Annotated in this window: 3 protein-coding genes; all 3 read left to right on the top strand. The window is 44.8% G+C overall.

All coding sequences use genetic code 11. The features are described 5' to 3' along the window. Nucleotides 1-355: 355 nt before the first annotated feature. Nucleotides 356-688, top strand: a complete 333-nt coding sequence (locus ACFILL_RS09055) for a hypothetical protein (RefSeq protein WP_375632019.1) — start codon at nucleotides 356-358, stop codon at nucleotides 686-688. Further along, nucleotides 669-1,997 carry a PBSX family phage terminase large subunit gene (locus ACFILL_RS09050; RefSeq protein WP_273791597.1) on the top strand — a complete coding sequence of 443 codons (1,329 nt, stop codon included), beginning with the start codon at nucleotides 669-671 and terminating at the stop codon, nucleotides 1,995-1,997. Before ACFILL_RS09055 ends, ACFILL_RS09050 begins: the two co-directional genes overlap by 20 nt. Then, nucleotides 1,982-2,427 (top strand): portal protein (locus ACFILL_RS09045; RefSeq protein WP_375643808.1); only part of this gene is annotated, 446 nt, incomplete at its 3' end. The genes ACFILL_RS09050 and ACFILL_RS09045, both read left to right, overlap by 16 nt.

Raw genomic sequence — 2,427 nt, 5'->3', positions numbered from 1 at the left:
GTAAAGTTGATTATACTTCTCTATAGTATCTACACTTGTAAACATACGCGTCAATTTGTCTATAAATCCAAATGACGCTGATGCAGGTAGCGCTGATATAGAAAAGAAAGCTATAAATGTTATGATGCGTGTTATGGATAATGATTTCATCATTTTGAACCCTTAATTATTCATAAGTGCTGTTTAACTGATTCCTTTTGAAATTATCAATATGTGTTATTTTAGTGTTGACAAAGTGTAGCAAATCGTATTTAATGACAGCACTGTACTTGGTCGTATTGTGTCTAGACGAGAGGCAGTGCAGTTTGGAATCCCCGCAAATGCGGGGTTTTTTATTATCTGGAGGGTGTATTTTATGACATCACAAAATACAGAACAGGCTCCACAACCCATTAAAAAGCGTATACCCCCAAAGGCAGGTCAAGGGCGTGTCAAAGGCGTTCCGAATAAGATGACGCGCATTTTAAAAGAAGCAGTGGTTAAGGCTGCTGAGAATGCTGGGAATAAAATTGGCAAGGATGGTTTGATCTCTTATTTGGAAAAACAGGCTATGGAATGCCCCGCTGCTTATTTAGCGTTGCTTGGTAAGGTGTTGCCTTTACAGGTAACAGGTGAAGATGGGGGAGCCATTAAGGTGATAACGCGTGTAGAAATCGCGCCTTTGGTCAATGACAACACGACAGATTAGTATTGTTCCAAAGCTTATACCGATTTTTACAGATAAGGCTTTGGTGCGTGCTGCTTGGGGTGGACGAGGGTCTGGAAAGACAAGATCATTTGCCTTGATGGCTGCTTTAAAAGGCTATCAATTTGGTATGCAAGGGATATCGGGCACTATACTTTGTGCACGTCAGTTTCAGAATTCTTTGGCAGAAAGTTCATTGGAGGAGATTAAACGCGTCATTGAAGCGCACGACTTTTTAAAGGACTATTACAAGGTTGGGGAGTCGTCGATTAAGTCGATAGATGGTCGTATAGCCTTTCAGTTTTCTGGTCTGGACCGCAATATAGCCAGTATCAAGTCTATGGGGCGTATTTTGCTTTGTTGGGTTGATGAGGCAGAGCCCGTTACAGAGACAGCTTGGCAGACGCTTATACCGACTTTGCGAGAAGAAGGAAAAGATTGGAATGCAGAATTATGGGTGACATGGAACCCGTTGCGAGAGAATGCCCCCGTTGAGAAGCGGTTTCGCTTTTCAGACAATGAGGCAATCAAACGTGTTGAGATCAACTGGTCAGACAACCCGAAGTTTCCCAAGATCTTGAATGAAGCGCGATTGGATGATCTGAGAAACCGTCCAGAGACCTATAAGCATATCTGGGAAGGGGCTTATCTTACAGCGGTTCAAGGCGCTTATTATCAAAAGGAAATGTTGGCAGCCGAGCAAGAGGGGCGGATAGGGCGTGTTGCTCGTGATCCTTTAATGCAGATACGCGCCTTTTGGGATATTGGGGGCACGGGCGCCAAGGCAGATGCCACAGCGATATGGATAGCGCAATTTGTTGGCAGAGAGATCAGAGTGCTTGATTATTACGAAGCACAGGGACAACCGTTGTCAGAGCATATCGGTTGGTTGCGTCAAAATGGTTATGAGAAGGCATTGATGGTTCTCCCCCATGATGGGGCAACCAGAGACCGTGTGCACAATGTGAGTTTTGAGAGCGCTCTTAAACAGGCAGGCTTTCAAACAAAAGTTATCCCTAATCAGGGAGCAGGAGCTGTTAAGATACGTATAGAAACAGTCCGCCGTGTTTTGCCTTCTGTTTGGTTTAATGAAAAGACGACGGTAGCAGGACGTAAGGCACTGAACTGGTATCACGAGAAATGGGATGAGAAGCGCAATATTGGCTTGGGAGCAGAGCACGATTGGTCCAGTCATGGGGCAGATGCCTTTGGACTGATGTGTATTTCATACAAACCACCAAAAGAAATACAAAAGCGACCAGCTTATAGCGGCAGAACGGAATATGAGAGTACCTCATGGATGGCAGAATGATGTATGATGAAGAGCATTTAGATAAAGAAAGTAACGCATCAGATTTGTCGACAGAAGGCTTATTTCGCAAGCTTGTGAGCTGGTACAAAGAAGATGTGGAGCATGTGAATAAATGGCGTGAACATGCGCGGGAGGATTTTGGTTTTTACAATGGTGATCAATGGAATGAAGAAGATTTATCGGCGTTAAAAAAGCAACGCCGCCCCGTTATGACCTTTAATCGTATTGCCCCATTGGTCAATGCCGTTGTGGGGTCAGAGCGTAATAACAAGCGCGAAGTGCAGTTTATTCCCCGTCAAGTAGGGAAGGCATTGCCTAGTGAATTGCTTACCGGTGCGGCAGAATGGTTTCGGGACATGGCGCATGCAGAATACGCTGATAGTGATGCTTTCCAAGATGCGGTTATCTGCGGCATGGGGTGGACTGATAC

It is taken from the genome of Bartonella sp. AP20NXHL, assembly GCF_042196165.1.
Classification (GTDB): Bacteria; Pseudomonadota; Alphaproteobacteria; order Rhizobiales; family Rhizobiaceae; genus Bartonella.
This window is presented reverse-complemented; position numbering and strand designations above follow the sequence as displayed.

Bases quoted from the DNA above. Each gene is read 5' to 3' on its own strand.
- ACFILL_RS09055 (WP_375632019.1), top strand. From the start codon at position 356: ATGACATCACAAAATACAGAACAGGCTCCACAACCCATTAAAAAGCGT.
- ACFILL_RS09050 (WP_273791597.1), top strand. From the start codon at position 669: ATGACAACACGACAGATTAGTATTGTTCCAAAGCTTATACCGATTTTT.